The sequence below is a fragment of the Bradyrhizobium sp. AC87j1 genome, from assembly GCF_002936975.1.
GTDB lineage: Bacteria > Pseudomonadota > Alphaproteobacteria > Rhizobiales > Xanthobacteraceae > Bradyrhizobium > Bradyrhizobium shewense.
Window position 1 is genome coordinate 1 of sequence record NZ_PTFE01000138.1, and the last position, 15,742, is coordinate 15,742.

Sequence of the window (15,742 nt, forward strand, 5' to 3'; positions counted from 1 at the left end):
TTCCATAGAGATATCCAGACCAACGTACTGCTTCATAGCGCGGCTCCTTTTCGATTTGCTGACGCCGATCGTACCGATCCTCGTGTTCGCAAGAAGACGTCAGCCGCGATTACGCCATGTTAAGAAGGCGAATTGAGCGTGGCGGGACGGCCGAACGTGCGCCATAGCTGAAGCAGGATGAGGCACAACAGTTCTCTGAGCCAGGCGAGGATGCGGCGGAAGTTGTGGCCGACGGCCGAGAGGATGACGTTGGCCGCATCGCCGGCGCGGCCTTTGAGATAGCAGCGGCCGAGGTGACCATCGGTCTTCAGGTGTCCGATGATGGGTTCGATGGCGGAGCGGCGGCGCATCTCGCGCTTGATGACGCCGAAGACGCCGCGCTTCTGGCCAGAGATGAAGACCCGGCGAGGATTTTGCGCGTCGTGGCCGCGGTATCCCTTGTCGACGTAGGCCCGCTCGATCGCGCAGCCGGTGAGTGTCTCGGTGCGGTCGATGACGTCCCGCAAGGTGTGACCGTCGTACGGGTTATCGGGCAGCGCCCTGGCGTGCAGCACGAACAGGCCACCGGGAGCCCGGCGGTTGTTGGTGAGGATGGAGGCTTTGACACCGAACTCGTAAGGCGCGGCTGCTTTGCCCTTGCCGATGCACTCGACCTCCGGGGCGTGGAAGGAATAAAGCTTCCAGCCGCGCTGGCGCTGCTGCTGCGAGCGGATCTGCGAAGCCCGGCTGAGCGGGAGGGCGAACGCGTTCTCGAGCACAGCCCGACCTTCGATCTTGCGGCGGATATCGCGGATGATGCGGCCCAACCGGCTGCGCAGGATGCGCAACTGCCGTTGATGCCGCTTGAATTGCTTGGCGTGGGCATAGCGTCCCGCCATTATCGCGGCGGTCTTGGCAATGCGAAGATAGGACTGCCGCAGCTTGATCCCGTGCTTCCTCGCCAGGCGGTTGAGCCCCTTGATCGCCGCGTGCAGCAGCTTGGCATCGGTCGGGAAGGTGATCGCCTTCGGCTGCACGGTGGTATCGACCGTGACCCGCTTGAGATCCTGGCTCCGTAACGCGCCGGCCTGGTGCGCCACCCGCAGGCTCTCGGCCAACAGCAGCTCCAGCTTGTCGCCGAGCCGCTTGCGCCAGAGGCTCAGGTCCGAGCGCTCGTGCGGGAACGCATGCTGAAAGAACTCTTCGCCGGTGAAGTACTGGAAATACGGGTCGTGGACCCAGCGCTCGCACACCCCCTCATCGGACAGGCCGTAAATGTGCTTGAGCAGCAGCAGCCCGATCATGAAGCGGGTCGCAATCCCCGGTCGACCGTTCTCGCTGTACAGCGGCGCGATCTCGCCGTCGATCCAGTCCCAATCGACCTTGCCGGCGAGCTGAACCAGCTCGTGCTTCATGTTGATGATCTGGTCCAGCCTGGCCCGGAACAGATCGCCCGATCCCGTCGCTTTGGGCTTCTTCGGTCGCATCGCCACCTCCGATGCGAGGACGGAATCATGGTTATCGATTCGACGGAATCCTGAAAATGAAATTGCAGGCTTCCGAGGTCCGAAGCATCAAACCCCCGCAATCGCAAAATAGTCCACAACGACAAATGCGATTCTAGCTCAATCGCTTAGCCACTCTTCACAGACGACATGCTAATTCGTTCTTCTTGACGCCCAACTCGTCGTCCACAACGAGCGGCAATGGCGCTAATGTCGCGGCTCCGCCTCCACAGGTTTGTGCAACAGCGATTGGAGATGGCGTGCGAGCTCGGCCACAATGGCTGGCCAAGCATAGTTTTGCTCGACATGGCGGCGCAGCCTTTCGCCGTCCCGCGCAAGGTTGAACCGTCGGGCCAGCATCGCGTTCAAGCCGTCGCGGAGCCCCTCCACTGTCGCCGGTACAACTTGTCCCCCGCCAAGGGCCTCGAGCTCGTCAAAGCCGCAGCAGTCGGTGAGAAGCACCGGCGTCCCAGCCGCGCCCGCTTCTATCGCGACGAGCGACATGGCTTCCGCCCGGGAAGGTACCACGACAAAAAGCGCGCGCCGGTAAGCCGCCGTTCGGTCGGTCTCACCCAAATGGCCAGTGAAGAGAACCCGCCCCTTAAGCCCCCCTTTAGTGACTTCCTGCTGGAGTCGCGCGCCCATGCCAAAGTCGGGGCCCGCCACCACCAGCGTGACGTTAGGATAAGCCGGCGCGACGGTGGCGAAGGCTTTCAGGAGAAGGTCCGGTCCCTTGACCTCGGCGAGACGGCCGACAAAAAGGACAAACGGTTCGTCCGGCAGAGCGACTGCCGCCCCTATTGCCGACGGAGAAGGTTCAACGCCGTTCGGAATGACGACAATCCGATTAGGAGCGACGCCGAGACGCTGGATGATTTGCATCCTTTCCAAGCACGTAATAGCCACGATTAGACCAGCCTTTCGCAGCATGCGTTTTCCGAAGAGCAAATGAAATGCGTGCGCGAGGGGCCGCGGCCCTGCAAGACCAACGAATTCGCCTGCTGCGCTGAATGCATAGGGCTTGCGGCATCGGGTCGCCGTAAGCGCGGTAGCGACTGACAAAAGGTTCCAGTAGCCGAGGATGTGAATTGCGTCCACGGAGCTCACAATTTTAGTCAGTCTGTCTGGGCGGATTAGCGGCACGCGGAAGCGCAGCCTGATCGACGTCGCAGCATAGACTTGCATCCCCGCGCCGCGGAGTTCATCCGCAAGATCGCCATCCTCCATCGTTGCTATTGTGCAATGGTGTCCCTGAGCTGCAAGGTGGCGTGCCAACCGGCGTGTCCGTTCCGCGGTGCCGCCGCCCGATTTCGAACTGAGGGACACGGTGGTAAGGAGGATCTTCATATGCGGCGCTCTTCTGGGTGTGCCGCAAGCATACGCGCATAGTTCTGCAGTGCCTCGCTGAAGCCCTCTGTTATTAAGCCAAAGCGCTTGGCCTTTTGGACCGAGAAGCGTCGTTCCACGGCTTGGCTAGGTAGACCCCGCAAACTGAGCGCGAGTCTTAGCGTAAGACGAGGCAGAGTAGGCACTTTACGTAACGATTGGCGACCAAAACTTTCAGCAAGGACGTCTTGGAGGAACGCGAAATTATTGTCGGGATGGTCGTCCTGTGTCAATAAAACTCTTGTGGTTCCGTGAATACGGGCGTCGACAGCAAATTGCGCAAGAGCGTGCGCAACGAGGAAGACGCTGACGAGATGCATACGCCGCTCACCATAGAGCGCGCGCCGCAAGGCCAGCTTGGTTATGGACGCATCCGCCATCTCCCGCCCAAACCTTACAACGTTGCGGCCGCCCGGGCCAAACACCGCTCCAAGCCTCAAGATTGCAGCTTCGGGGAAAGCTGCCGCAATAATGCGCTCAGCTTCACAATGCTCCTTCTCGTAAGACGATAGTGGCCAGACAGGAGTCTCCTCGTCGATTGGATTCGTCGCCGAGCCGGCATAAACGTCGATGGTGCTCGCGTGGACGCAGCGGCGTAGGCCTGCCTTGGCGAAGCTTTGGCTAAGCCGACGCAGCAGGTCTGGGTACCAGCCCTGACCATCAGCGCGCAGAAGGTTGATCAGTACGTTACTGCCCGTCAGCGCTCTCCGTACGTCGGCAGGATCATCGAGATTAACACGCTGTATTCTATTGCCGGAACCCAACAGCCAGTCGGGAAGAGAGCGATGCACGAGGTAACGCGGACATCTTTGGGCGGCGGGCCATGTCTCGGCGAGAACGCGTCCCACGAAGCCGGTGCCGCCGAGGACGACGACTTCGGAAGCGCATTGCGCCAAGGGCACGCTTGTCATCGTGTTAGCCCTCCCGGGAAGAGGCGGCGGCCGCGGGTGGAGTCGATCTAGCCCGCTCGAAGAAACAGTACCTCCACGCACCTAGAAGGGAAGGATCAACACCGAAGCGGGCTCGCGCCCGCAAGACAAAGCAGGCGACCTGCAACACATTCCCAGAGCACGCGGCGAAGGCTAGTCCAAACATGCCGCCATACCTATAGCCCAAGAGACAAAAAATAACCGTCACGGCGCTGTTGGCGACCACGATCATGAACGCGCGGTTCTGATCCCGCCAAATCATCAATAAGACGCCAGCTGCCCCACCACAGGCGTGAAGAACATTACCCAGTCCGAGCACGAGGGTCAGCCAGTAGGTATCGTGATATTTTGAGTCCCAGAGCGCGATGAAGCCATAGCCCACAGTTGCGAATCCTATGTAAAACGCGCCCGCTGTTCCAGCGGCTCCAAATGAGACGCGCGCTAGGATGCCGCCAAGGGCAGCGGTGTCATTGGTCGATAGGGCATGTACCGCAAGCGGGGCTGCGGCCGCATTCGCGATAGCGAGAGGCATCACCAACACGGCCGAAAAGCGCAGCGCCAAGCCGTACTGAGCGACCTCATTCAAGCTGCCGAGGCTGCCGAGGATGATCACCTCAAGATTTGAGAGACCGAACAGGAGAAGCGTCGTGGAGAAGTTCGGAACTGTTTCACGTAGTAGAGCGGTCGCCTGCACAGGCTTGTGCGCCGATCGTGGCCAATCGAAAGATCGTAGCCAGAATAGCGAGAGACCAAGCGTGATGATACCCATCGACCCAGCGAGGTTAGCGAGAAGGGCGCCGCTGAGCGTCGCCTGCTGCCCGATCACTAGCAGGAAGCCTGCATAGGCCCCAACGGAAATGCTGGCAAGTGCAGCTAAATTGGCGGCCGTGCGGACGGCATGCACCGCTCGCAGAAGGTCGACGATGACGGCCGCTAGACTGGCCGAGGCCCCGACCACTGCGACAACTGGTAGCGCTGCGATCCAGGTAGCCCGATCAGCCAACTCGAGAAATTCTACGATCCATGGAGAGGCGACCACTCCAGTGATGACGACAAGCCCACCGAGACCGGCCGAGAAACACAGCATCGTCACCGCCAGACTCCGCGCCCGTCCTAAATCCTTTCGGGCCACCGCCTGCGTCACCTGGCTCGGAATGGAAAAAGAAAAGCCAAGTTGGCAAAACGTCCCAATCCCCGCGATCACCAACTGCGCCAGAAAGTACTGTCCTATCCCTCTTTGATTCAGAACGACTGGTAGAAGGAGCGAATTAGCGAACCCGGAAATCATGATAACGCTGCGACTGCAAATCGCTGCCGCTCCGGCGCTGCGGAGGGTGGGAACAGCTGGCGACGTACCCGCGCCCACCCTAATCGGCGTCAAGTCTGTCATCGCCTGCACGCTCGTTGGTTGAGCCTCAGCGTATAGAAAACCCCAGAGGCGCGTGCGTAACCGATGATCATGCATTTCCTCTTCTGTGTGACAATTGTCTGCTGCTGCTTGTCATCCGCCATGCTGAATATTTCCGAGTTACCAGCCAACCTGCGAGAGAGAGTGATCACGAGGCCGTCGATCTACGACGCGTAAACGGGCGCAACAGCTCTCCAATCAATCGACACGAAAACTCCGCCAGCGAACGCGACGACAATAGTGACCAGAGTAACGATGCGCCAATAGCCAGAATGGGTTGTCAGTTGGCCTCCCTCCACACACGCTGATTGACAAACTCATGGTAGCTCTGAACTATGCGCAAAACCTTATCGGAGACATTGCGCGGCTCGTAATTGGCTGGCATCCGCAGCAGCCGCTCGCGGCCTCGCGGCTGTCCCTCGAGGATCTCTAGCGCGCCAAGAACGCGTTCAACATTGAGACCGGTCATCATCACGGAAGCTTCCTCGACGCCTTCAGGGCGTTCGTGGACATCGCGTAAGGTCAGCGCCGGAAAGTTAAGAATTGCGCTTTCCTCGGTAATCGTACCGCTGTCCGACAGAACAGCGCGCGCCTCGCACTGCAGCTTCACAAAGTCGAGGAACCCGAAGGGTCTCTCGAAACGGACATTGGCCGGGCAGGATACGCCGAGGGCATCTAGCCGCTTGCGAGTGCGCGGGTGGGTGGAGACGATGACCGGCTCTCGGTAGCGCGTGGTAAGGAAGGTTAGGATTTCGATGAATTTGCGGAGTCGCTCAGGCGAGTCGACATTCTCTTCGCGGTGTGAGCTGACTATGAAATAGCGTCCGCGGGATAGCGCTAGTCGATTCAACACGTCAGAGGCCTCGATGCCAGCGCGGTAGTATGTCAGCACTTCGCGCATCGGACTGCCGGTAACGATCACCTGATCGGGCGGAAAGCCCTCACGCAGAAGATAGGTTCGGGCGATATGACTGTAGGTGAGATTGATGTCCGCCGTGTGATCGACGATGCGACGGTTGAGTTCCTCCGGAACACGAAAGTCGTAGCAGCGGTTGCCAGCTTCCATGTGAAAGATCGGGATCTTCCGGCGTTTGGCTGCGATCGCGGCGAGACAACTATTGGTATCGCCGAGCACGAGCAACACATCAGGTTGATGCGCCTCCATCGCTTCATCGGCCGCGATGATGACCTTACCTATCGTCTTAGCAGCGGACTCGCCCGCGGCCTCGAGGAACCGATCAGGTGTCCGGATGCCAAGCTCGGTCAAGAAGATCTGGTTCAGTTCGTAGTCGGAGTTCTGACCGGTGTGGACCAGCACATGTGCGAAATGCGCATCGAACTTCGCGATGATGCGGGACAGGCGGATGATCTCCGGCCGCGTCCCGACGACTGTCATGACCCTAAGCATGCATGGCTTCCCTGATAAGGTCGAGCCGCAACAAGATCTCCTTGATTGCTTGAACGTCTAGGCGACGAGTGTTATGCGAGGTATAGTCCTCCCGTTCGGAAAGGTCGCGCATCCCTTCAGTGAAGTACTTATCGTAGTTGAGATCCCGCGAGTCCGTTGGGATACGATAATAGGTGCCAAGATCTTCCGCGCGTACCATCTCCTCCCGCGACACCAAGGATTCATAGAGCTTTTCACCATGCCTGGTCCCGATCACGCGGATCGGGTTCTTAGAGCTCAGAAGTTCACGGATTGCCCGAGCAAGATCACCGATCGTCGAGGCCGGCGCCTTTTGGACGAAAATATCACCTTGCCTTGCATTGGCAAAGGCGTAGAGGACAAGGTCGACCGATTCATCGGGCGACATAAGAAAGCGAGTCATCTTTGGATCCGTAACTGTCAAAGCGTGGCCCTCTCGGATCTGTTTCAAGAAAAGCGGGATGACTGAGCCGCGCGATGTCATGACATTGCCGTAACGTGTGGCGCACGCGATTGTCTTGCTCTGGGGGAGACGCGACTTGGCAATCATCACTTTCTCCATCATGGCCTTGGAAAGACCCATCGCATTCACTGGATAGACAGCCTTATCCGTGCTCAAAACCACACATCTTCGTACGTCATTCTCAATCGCCGCCCGCAGCACGTGCTCCGCGCCAAGAACGTTCGTCTTAATGGCCTCCATCGGATAAAATTCGCAGGATGGCACCTGCTTTAGTGCTGCTGCATGGAAGATGTAGTCGGCGCCCCGAACAGCATCGCTAACCGCTGCAAGGTCTCGAACGTCACCGACATAGAACTTCAGCCGGTCGTCCTTTAGTGACCACCGCATGTCGTCCTGCTTTTTCTCATCCCGGCTGAAGATGCGGATTTCTGCAAAAGCGGCATGAATGAAACGCCTGATAACAGCATTACCGAAGGAGCCCGTTCCGCCCGTGACAAGCAGTGTCTTGTTGGAAAACACAGACATTCCAATTCTTGCGTCAGCCGAAGTTGCGCATGAAGCGGACGAGAGCCGGCCACTCCGGTGGCTGATAGCCGGTGCGGCGACGGAAGCGGCTCGAATCTAGCGAGCGGTCGATCACGAGCCTATCGTCCGGCACAATATCAATCGTCCGACCATAGCTGTCAGCGACGAGCCTGAGCAACGCGTACTTGCTAATCGGCGCAGCCGATACATGGTAGAGGCCGCTAAGCGCACGATCGGGTAGGACGAAGTCGCGCACCACACGCATAAGCTCAGCTGTGGGAAGCCCAGAGAAGATCGCTCTCGTGAAGCCCTTGATGCTCCCCGATTGCGACAGGAACCAATCGATCAAGCCGTGAGCACTATTAAGTTCGTGCCCGATAATCGAAGTGCGCAGCGTCACCGCGTTCTCGTAATCGACTTCACCGAGAAGCTTGCTGCGACCGTATAGATCGTCTGCGTTCGGCCGGTCCTCCTCCGAATAGTGGCCTCTAATACCGTCGAAAACGCAATCGGTGCTGATGTGGATGAGGCGCACGCGGGCCAGCTCGCAAAGCCTCGCCACCCGGTGCGGGAGAACTGCGTTGATCGCGAGCGCGGCAAGTGGGTCGTTGGCTGCCGACAACTGCTTAACCAGTCCTACGCAATTGATCACCACGTCCGGCCTTGCATCGGTCAGAACCCTGTTGAGCGCATCGACGTTCTCGACATCGATGTCGCCGATGAGAGTGGACCGCAACGCCTCTGGGAACAAAACATGCTGCCGGGGCGAGCGCGTCGAGCCGAAGGTGCGGTAACCGGCGCTCTCGGAAAGGCCACGGAACATCGCATTGCCGAGCATTCCGGTCGCGCCAAGTACAAGTATCGTTGTGTTCGGGTTCGTGGTTATCATGTTCCACCTTGTCCCGAACGGCCGAGAGCCTTATGAAAATGCTGCACTAGGTCGTGGGCCAAAGCCGCGGGAGCAAGATGCTGCTCGAAATAGGCTCTCCCTGCAGCGCCCATTGCTTCGCGCTTCGCAGCAGGGAGATTCCGCATTTCGATTATGGCAGAGGCCAACGCAGCAGCGTCTTCAGCCGGAACAGAGAATCCCACCTTGGCGCCGCGAATGAGGTCTGCCCCCTCTCCGTCAAGCGAGCCGATGATCGGCCTTCCGGCGGCCAGATAACTGGGGATCTTGCTCGGGATGGTCAACGGGAGATTGTTTGCCCGCCCGAGTGTTACCAGTAGCGCGGAGGCGTTAGCGAAGATTGCAGGCATAGCCTCGGGCGGATGCTGGCCGGCGAGCTCGAGATTGCGAAGGTTGCGCCGTGCAATCTCTTCGCGCAGCCAAGTCGCGCGGCTTCCGGCACCCACGAGAATGATCCGAATCGATGGATCCACAATTGTTTCAGCGCAGGCGACAATGGTCTCAAGAGCCTGTGCTGCGCCGAGATTTCCGGCGAAGACGACATTGAAGCAGCTGGGCTCCATCGCGATGGCAGACGTACCGGCTGTGCACCTCTCCATCATAGCGATGTCGCCCGGATTGGGGTGGTAGACGATCGGCACACGAGAGCCTGCCAGCTCTCGGAGTTTCTCAACGAGCCCACGCGATTGGGCAAGGAGCAGGTCGGCTCGCCGGTAGATAAAGCCTATTACGGTCGCAACAGCAGCAAGTGCGGCCTTGTTGCGGACATACCCGGTCGCTTCCAGGCTGTCGGGCCAAAGATCCTGTACCCATATGACTAGTGCCGCGCGCTTCAGACGCTTCAGGAATGCTGCGGGTAACCCCTGCAGGACCGGTGAGTTCGCATAGACGAAGATCACGTCGTATCGCCTGCCTCGGGTAAGCCATGGAGCAAACAGGAGCGCGCTGAGAACGAAGGAAACATAGTTCGCCACACGGCGCAAAGTGCCGCCCCTGCCTCGCGGGACGACCGGAACCCTGTGGATCATGTAGCCTAACGGGTGTCGCTCTGTCCCAATGCCGGTGGCTCGATAGCCTTTGAACGTGTGGCCCATCGGATAGTTGGGTTGTCCGGCCAGCACCTCCACATTCACGAAGGCGCGCAGCGAAACAACGACTTCGTTTATTCGGAAGCTCTCTGGCCAAAAATGCTGGCTAAGCACCAGGACCCGGAGACCACCCGAACCCAGCGCCGGGGCGAACGCGCCCGCGGTGTTCGATGCGACCGTCACGCGATCGGACCTATCGCCAACCATCATCGCAGGCCCGTAGCAGGAAAAGTGCCGCGCCGACGTCATGAGTGTCCACTGGACAATGCAAGTCGCCGAAGTTTGAGGTGAGCGCTCGCGTGCTGAGTGCGGCGCCGATCTGACTCAGCCTCTCGCCAACGTCGTATAGGTCTTTGAACATTATTTCGCCGGCCAGTAGTCGCGCGTAGACGATCTTGGTATAGACGTCGCGTCAGGAGAACGAGAAGACGCGCTTCCGGGAGCATCATGAGGTGACGCTCGATCTCGGCGGAGACCCGTGAGCAGTCGATCCTCCGTAATCCGCTCCTCAAGCAGCGACACGAGGGAGCCAGCCGATCGCAGCACATCTCTGAAGCTAACGGCGACAAGGCGCGTACCGCGCCCGCGCGCGTCCACTGCTTGGCAGAACATCTCACCATGTGTTTAGTGGCTCCTAGAATGTTGTGAGATTAACCGCTTGTCGGCGAACATCTTCGTCGCTGGCCTCCTGCATCGTCTCTGCGGCGTTCCGCGTTATAAAATGGGCCGTCACCATCGTGATGTGCGTCAGCGCAGCGGCATAAGAGATGATATCGGGCCGCTCGCCCTTGCTCCTGACCGATTTTGCGCTCTCGTGCGCTGCAAAAGGACGGAGCAGAGCATCAATCAACAGGCGCGGCGTAACTGTGCGGCGGTGACTGTTCAAGGAACTCACTAGATTGACTACGATAAGCGTGCGGGCATTGATCGCCGCGATCCGCCTGCTCAACTCGGAGCGGATTGAGTTGCCGGCGCCAGCGACGATCACATCGTTCCCCTCGATAGGAGCGGGCTCGGCGGCCGATCGAAGCATAGCGGCTAGTCGAATTCATGCTGAATGAAGCGCTCAGAATCCAGTAGCAATACTAGCGCGAGAAGAAGCACTTCAAAGCTTACCGCCCAATCGTGCACTCCAGCCGCACTTCGAGTAAGTAACATTCGTGAGAACTGCCCCGACAACCTGCGCATCATCTAGCTTCCTATTTGAACTCCGCCAGTGGCGGGTGCATGCTAAAAGAGCAAAAGCCGTGCCAGCCGATCGGAGCCCGCTACGGGGTCAACAAAAGCCGCACTGGTTTAAATCGAAATGTGATCCGAAAGCTATCTTCCTGAAGTCCGCATCACTAACGCCGGAGTTCTTGAGCGACGTGCCCGCCCCGCAGCGTTACTCTCACGATGTTCACTCGCAAGTTGATGTGGCGTTGTTGGTTAGCGCCTTGTCATTCTTTCGAGTGGAGTAGTGCGGCACTGACCACTCGCAGGTAGTTTCCGGCACAGCAGACGAAGTTGGAGCAACAGGAGAGGGACGGCGGTTCAATCCAATCAATATTGGCGCGGTCGAGGCAAGAATCCTAATCTTTGATGAAACGCAGCTGGTGCGATCCCGAGCCACGTTACAGCAAGATCTGATTTCACAATGCTAGTCATACTGCCGACAGCGTTGTCCCGGAAGCGGCACTACGATGTTTGAAAAATGACAAACGATGGTCCGACAAAGCTGCGGCACAAGAAAGCATCCACAGGGTTGAAAGTGCTTAAGCATGCCATCGAGGTCCATTTGACCGACAGTTGTTCGATGTCATCGCAGCGAATGCCGACTGCATTCGCCACCTATGTCATCCTTCGTGAAGTCCTTCGGGCCGGCTTGGGCGAAACGCGATTCGATGAGGCGAACTCTCTTCCTTGATCCAGAAGGAGGCGCATTCGCGGGATGCAGACCTGCTCAGCGTCATAGTGATCTACGATGTGATGGCGGGCGGCCGTGCGCAGCTCGCAAAACCGTGTTGGATGCGCCAACGCTTCAATAACCCGACCAGCAAGCTCGTCCACCTCGAAAAATGGGATAAGGAAACCGTTCTCGCCGGAGCGGATGATTTCGCGTACGGGCGCCGTGTCAGAACCAATCACTAAGCATCCCGCACTCATTGCTTCCAACATCGACCAGGACAGTACGAAGGGATAGGTGAAATAGACGTGTGCGGATGACACCTGAAGCGTTGCAATAAGGGCTTCATACGAGACGCCGCCTACGAAATGTACATGGGACAAGTCGAGTTGATCGCGCACCTCATCAAGGCACATCGACTTCCAGGTTGTGCCCGTCGGAGGGGCGAGTCCGTAGGGCGCGCCATTCCCGCCAATGATGATGATGTGCGCGTTCGGTCGGCGTTTCAAGATCTTTGGCAGCGCCCGCATAAAGATATGGTAGCCCCTCAGGGGCTCGAGATTGCGCGCGACAAACGTCACGACCTCATCGGAAGGGCGAAGGTGCAGTCCGTTCGCCAGTGTCAGGCGCGCCTCCGGATTCGGCCGCATGCGCGCCGTGTCGATGCCCTCATGGATGACCTCAATCTTGCCTTGATAATGCTTAGGAAACGTTGAGTGCTGCCAGCTCGTGGGCGAGATGCCCATTTCGCAATCCTCAAGCGCGAGCAGGGTCGTAGCATTCTTCAACTGGAGCCCGATGTGACCATCAAGTCCGGGCATCGGGAACTCCGGGTCAAATCCGATGTCGCGCCCCTCCGGCCCGTAAAAGAACTCGCAATAGACGAGTAGTCGCGCCTTAGGAAAGATTGTGCGCAACGGCAGGGTCTCGCCCCATCCCGGATGGGCGAGGATTAGATCAGGCGTGAACCCCGACGTCGCCAAGCTTGAAATACTGTACAGCACCTGTTCCGCGCGCCGGCACTCAACATCGAAGCGTCGTGCAAACGGATGCGTTCGCGAAACATCAGCTTCCGGAAGTGCGTATCTGATCAGTCTCACTGATGGCATCGAACTTGAAGTCGGTCCGCCGACGGCAACGAGCTCGAAACAAGACTCCCTGGCCAAGGCGGCGGCTATGTTACGATACTGAGCCGGAAAATTGTTGTGAACAAACAGAACTTTCATCGGCGACGCTCTGGGCGTGGTGCAACATCGTGAAGTCGTGCAAGATTATGTAGCACTGAGTCTCGGCCGCGAAGCTCGCATCCTGCGAGTCTGTCGGTCCGCAGCCAGCTTCCATGCCTAACTGCAGTACCACTTGCACCCTTAAGCGCTCGAATAAGCGCATATTGTGCTAATCTAATATGACAAACCTGTGAAGCTGTTGGTGAGTCCTTCCCCTCTCGTTTCTGGTAGGCTGCCGGGACATCTCCATTGCGCTGTGAGTCCTCTCTGATGAACACATAACAACTCCGCGTCGATACTGAGCGGAAAAGCTGCGGCTGCGGCTTGATCAGCGTCAATGACACTGGAGATCTCGTCGAGCTATTAAGGCTCGCTTGCTCCTTTGGCTAGGCGGTCGGAGAGTTGTTTGGGCTACGCGGAAAGAAACGTGGACGGCGGCGCGACGAGCGAGAAGACCGCGAGCGCGATCATCGGGGCGAGTGGAGTCGTAGGCAGCTACATCCTCGAGGAGTTTGTGCGCCGGGGCGCGCCCGTCCTCGCGCTGTCGCGATCACCACGGCAGAGAGCTGGCGTTGAATGGATTGGTGCGGATCTGCGGAAGCCGGACACGCTTGTACTTCCCCCATGTTGCACACTCTACTGCACCGCCGATGCTGTCTTGCTCGTCCACGCGCTTCCTCGCCTTCTCGAGTCTGGCGCGAAGCGTCTCGTCGCTTTCAGTTCCACCAGTGTTCTAACAAAACAGGACACCGAAGTCGGCGAGGAGCGTGAGTTGATCCACCAGCTGGCAGAGGCCGAGCGAAGGATCGTTGCGCTTTGCGAGCAACGTCACGTTGGCTGGACGATCCTGCGACCCACGCTGATCTATGCCGAAGGCCGCGATACCAACATCACACCATTATCGAAGCTAATTCGGCGTTTCGGGTTCATGCCGCTGGTGGGAGGCGCACGGGGCCTGCGACAGCCCGTCCATGCCGAGGACCTTGCGATCGGGGCTATCGCTGCGGCCGCAAGCCGGTCCGCTGTGAACAATTTCTATACGTTGCCGGGGGCTGAAATCCTTTCCTATCGGGAGATGATCGGCCGGCTGTTCGACGCATTGCATCTGCCACGGCGCCTGATCTCCGTGCCGCCATGGCTGTGGCGTGCCGGGTTCGGTTTGGCGAAGCCACTCTTTCCCGGCTCAAATGTCGCGATGGGGATTCGGATGATGAAGGACATGACCTTCGATTCCAGACCCGCCGTCCATGATTTCGGTTGGAATCCAAGGGCCTTTCGCCCGATTTTTGATTAACTATGCTGTCCCGGGTGTCGTGAGGATGAGTATCGATCGATCAATCGTGCTGGCGTCGGCCGTGGGTTCTTAGAGCGCATGAACAACAGCGAGAGAATGACGCTTGAGGTCTGACTAAACTGGTGCGGGTTGTCTAGTCGCAAATCCAAGTCAAGAGGGTCATCATCAGGCGCGGCTCGCGATGCTGACAATCGGCAAAGGTCTGGACCTGATCAACGCAACTAGGTGCGTCGGGCGGTTCACAATCCCAATCTGCTGTATCACTTTTCAGCCCGCGAGGGCTCGAATTTGTATTGTGGCTCAGATCAGTGAACGTGACAATCGCATGACAGCTTTGGTTGTTTCCCTGGCGCGTCGTCTTTGATACGCTGCTTACATGCGCGTTGAACTGTGAGCATGCTGGTGAGCACCAAGCAGTCCCGCGTCAGCTTTGGGTCACAAAGCCGCCGCCCCGCCTTGATCGGCGTCGATGATATCGGGGATATCATCGCGCTGCTGAGAGAGGACAATGAAAGGCTTCGTGAGACTGCGGAGCTGCTCACCGCACGAACAAAATCCATGCGCCGCTCTCTCATTGCCGCGGGATTGGCGTCCCACTGTTCGCTTGAGACGCGCTCTCTAAAGGGACTGGTTCGCGGACCGGTTCATCGGAGCGTCGCTTCAAAACTCAGGGGGTCACGCAACACCGTCGAACGAGAAGCAAAATGGTGGGTTCATCGACTCTGATTGGGGGTGAATGATGGATGACATTGAGCAGCAGAAGGTCGTAAGTCTAGAGCGGGGACTCTTCTTCGTGAGCTACAAGAATGCGGACGATCGCGCCTCGCCGCCGCACGTAAAGGTCGCGCCGGCTCAGGGGCATGAGGGGCGCATGGAGCTCATCATGCATCCCGACGCGACCGGGCCGACGCTTTGGGAGCCGAATTCGGGCCTGATGGTCCGGGTCAACACACCTGGCAGGTTGCAAATTCAGGTTCAGCCGATGAGACCCGGGGGATCGCGCGCGGCCATAGTTCGTATCGAACCGATCCGGGCCGGCCGAGCGCCGCTCGCCGCGGAAGGTGAGAGCGGCTCCATGCACGCAAATTTTACAATGGACGGTCTCAAGATCCTCGGCCACGTCGCAGGTCGCGGCGATGTTGTCGTCGCGGCTAACGCTTGGATTGCAGGTCCAACGGCCCCATCGCGCATCGAAGGAATTGCCCTTGAATGGCAGGAGAAGCCGGCGCGTCTCGATATTCGCTATGCGGTCCAATTCCCCATTGGCCAGGCGGGGAGCGGCAAAATGGTGTCGCTCGGGACCTATGCGGGCACGCGTGGACGAGCCTTACCGATTACAGGGGTTGTGCTGCAAATCAGTGGCGCCGGGGGATTCGAGTTCGTGGCGGAAGCGACGTTCTTGAACGCGCCGACCCTGCGCGCCCGCGGCAAACGCGTCGTTCTGTCGGGCCCGACCAGCCGCGAGCCTTTGGTTGGCATTCGCATCGGCGTCAACCAGTTAGCAGCCCCGGACAATGTCATCGTTCCCGCACAACCGTCACGAAAGCCGGTCGGCTCCAGCCGCGTCCGCGTCTTCCGCAGCCGGGCGCGCCAAGAGAGCTCGATCGGCTAGGGCAATTCGAAAATGGAGCCGCGTAGCGTGGGTGAGCGACCGGGTGGGCGGGATCTCAAGCGCAAGAGTCTCGATGCTTCCTTCCTTATCGGGCCTCACGCGCATATCG

At 58.8% G+C, this 15,742-nt stretch carries 13 protein-coding genes; 3 read left to right on the forward strand and 10 right to left on the reverse strand.

From position 1 onward, the window contains the following. Positions 1–119: 119 nt before the first annotated feature. The 10 genes from CV770_RS37465 to CV770_RS37510 all read right to left on the reverse strand — a co-directional run bounded on the left by CV770_RS37465 (position 120) and on the right by CV770_RS37510 (position 12,727). Positions 120–1,466: an IS5 family transposase gene (locus CV770_RS37465; RefSeq protein WP_104465911.1), complete on the reverse strand. Its 1,347-nt coding sequence runs from the start codon at positions 1,464–1,466 to the stop codon at positions 120–122. A 225-nt stretch (positions 1,467–1,691) separates the two neighbouring features. After that, positions 1,692–2,831, reverse strand: coding sequence for a glycosyltransferase family 4 protein (locus CV770_RS37470; protein ID WP_104465912.1), 1,140 nt, complete (start codon positions 2,829–2,831; stop codon positions 1,692–1,694). Continuing rightward, complete coding sequence (locus tag CV770_RS37475) at positions 2,828–3,781, reverse strand: NAD-dependent epimerase/dehydratase family protein (RefSeq protein ID WP_104465913.1); 954 nt, start codon at positions 3,779–3,781, stop codon at positions 2,828–2,830. Before CV770_RS37475 ends, CV770_RS37470 begins: the two co-directional genes overlap by 4 nt. A 4-nt stretch (positions 3,782–3,785) precedes the next feature. Continuing rightward, positions 3,786–5,087, reverse strand: coding sequence for a lipopolysaccharide biosynthesis protein (locus CV770_RS37480; RefSeq protein ID WP_104465914.1), 1,302 nt, complete (start codon positions 5,085–5,087; stop codon positions 3,786–3,788). Positions 5,088–5,487: 400 nt separating this feature from the next. Then, positions 5,488–6,615, reverse strand: coding sequence for a non-hydrolyzing UDP-N-acetylglucosamine 2-epimerase (gene wecB / locus CV770_RS37485; protein WP_104465915.1), 1,128 nt, complete (start codon positions 6,613–6,615; stop codon positions 5,488–5,490). Then, entirely contained in the window at positions 6,608–7,615 is a 1,008-nt protein-coding gene (locus tag CV770_RS37490; RefSeq protein WP_104465921.1) for a polysaccharide biosynthesis protein, read from the reverse strand. Before CV770_RS37490 ends, wecB begins: the two co-directional genes overlap by 8 nt. 19 nt (positions 7,616–7,634) lie before the next feature. Continuing rightward, the gene (locus CV770_RS37495) at positions 7,635–8,510 is read right to left on the reverse strand and encodes a dTDP-4-dehydrorhamnose reductase family protein (RefSeq protein ID WP_104465916.1); all 876 of its coding nucleotides are present in this window, start codon (positions 8,508–8,510) and stop codon (positions 7,635–7,637) included. After that, complete coding sequence (locus CV770_RS37500; protein ID WP_161500076.1) at positions 8,507–9,826, reverse strand: glycosyltransferase family 4 protein; 1,320 nt, start codon at positions 9,824–9,826, stop codon at positions 8,507–8,509. The genes CV770_RS37495 and CV770_RS37500 overlap by 4 nt, the downstream gene beginning before the upstream one ends. Positions 9,827–10,250: 424 nt before the next feature. Beyond that, complete coding sequence (locus tag CV770_RS37505; RefSeq protein ID WP_146101430.1) at positions 10,251–10,604, reverse strand: Rossmann-fold NAD(P)-binding domain-containing protein; 354 nt, start codon at positions 10,602–10,604, stop codon at positions 10,251–10,253. 842 nt (positions 10,605–11,446) lie between these two features. Continuing rightward, positions 11,447–12,727 carry a glycosyltransferase gene (locus CV770_RS37510; protein ID WP_104465919.1) on the reverse strand — a complete coding sequence of 427 codons (1,281 nt, stop codon included), beginning with the start codon at positions 12,725–12,727 and terminating at the stop codon, positions 11,447–11,449. 406 nt (positions 12,728–13,133) lie between these two features. On the opposite strand from CV770_RS37510, the gene CV770_RS37515 reads away from it, so the two are divergent. The 3 genes from CV770_RS37515 (at position 13,134) to CV770_RS37520 (ending at position 15,633) form a co-directional block, all read left to right on the forward strand. Beyond that, positions 13,134–14,021, forward strand: a complete 888-nt coding sequence (locus CV770_RS37515) for an SDR family oxidoreductase (protein WP_245453961.1) — start codon at positions 13,134–13,136, stop codon at positions 14,019–14,021. Between the two features lie 396 nt (positions 14,022–14,417). Further along, entirely contained in the window at positions 14,418–14,747 is a 330-nt protein-coding gene (locus tag CV770_RS41905) for a hypothetical protein (protein ID WP_146101431.1), read from the forward strand. Positions 14,748–14,757: 10 nt separating this feature from the next. Then, a complete protein-coding gene (locus CV770_RS37520; protein WP_104465920.1) occupies positions 14,758–15,633 on the forward strand; it encodes a hypothetical protein in 876 nt (291 codons plus the stop codon). Positions 15,634–15,742: the final 109 nt, after the last annotated feature.

Bases quoted from the DNA above. Each gene is read 5' to 3' on its own strand.
- wecB (WP_104465915.1), bottom strand. From the start codon at position 6,615: ATGCTTAGGGTCATGACAGTCGTCGGGACGCGGCCGGAGATCATCCGC.
- CV770_RS37495 (WP_104465916.1), bottom strand. From the start codon at position 8,510: ATGATAACCACGAACCCGAACACAACGATACTTGTACTTGGCGCGACC.
- CV770_RS37510 (WP_104465919.1), bottom strand. From the start codon at position 12,727: ATGAAAGTTCTGTTTGTTCACAACAATTTTCCGGCTCAGTATCGTAAC.
- CV770_RS37470 (WP_104465912.1), bottom strand. From the start codon at position 2,831: ATGAAGATCCTCCTTACCACCGTGTCCCTCAGTTCGAAATCGGGCGGC.
- CV770_RS41905 (WP_146101431.1), top strand. From the start codon at position 14,418: ATGCTGGTGAGCACCAAGCAGTCCCGCGTCAGCTTTGGGTCACAAAGC.
- CV770_RS37500 (WP_161500076.1), bottom strand. From the start codon at position 9,826: ATGATGGTTGGCGATAGGTCCGATCGCGTGACGGTCGCATCGAACACC.
- CV770_RS37465 (WP_104465911.1), bottom strand. From the start codon at position 1,466: ATGCGACCGAAGAAGCCCAAAGCGACGGGATCGGGCGATCTGTTCCGG.
- CV770_RS37480 (WP_104465914.1), bottom strand. From the start codon at position 5,087: ATGATTTCCGGGTTCGCTAATTCGCTCCTTCTACCAGTCGTTCTGAAT.
- CV770_RS37475 (WP_104465913.1), bottom strand. From the start codon at position 3,781: ATGACAAGCGTGCCCTTGGCGCAATGCGCTTCCGAAGTCGTCGTCCTC.
- CV770_RS37520 (WP_104465920.1), top strand. From the start codon at position 14,758: ATGATGGATGACATTGAGCAGCAGAAGGTCGTAAGTCTAGAGCGGGGA.